Below are 378 nucleotides of genomic sequence, written 5' to 3'. Positions count from 1 at the left end.
CACAAATTCTCTTTCCATTACAATCACTTACAAAAATGTCAGAATTTTTACAGTATGAGTGTTGACTAGTTCGGGAGGTAGGGTCTATAAGCCCGATCACTGACGAGGGCGGCGGCGCTGCTGGCGACGAAGTCCTTCGCTCTGGTGTTTCCTGGATTGGCTGCGATGCTGATTGATGGTTCTGGGCTTAGGTGCCTGGGATTGCGGGAAGGAATTTCGACTGGGTTTTCTGGTCAGTTATTTGACAATTGAAGATGAGAAGAAAGAGAAACGTGGGCGGCGAAGCTTCGCGGGACCGGAAGAGATTTCGGTTCTGGAAAGAGACTTCGACGGTTACGTTTTGAACAAGAGAATACACTCTGTTTCTTTGGCTTTTTG

Annotated in this window: 1 protein-coding gene; it reads left to right on the top strand. The window is 47.6% G+C overall.

Annotated elements, in window-relative coordinates; genetic code table 11:
- Positions 1–172: 172 nt before the first annotated feature.
- The coding region (locus tag ACYJRZ_RS31985) for a hypothetical protein (RefSeq protein ID WP_459465551.1) at positions 173–378 on the top strand (206 nt) is incomplete at its 3' end.

The organism is Rhizobium sp. No.120, assembly GCF_054558365.1.
The sequence above is the reverse complement of the archived record's forward strand: the minus strand, read 5'-3'. Positions and strand labels throughout refer to the sequence as shown.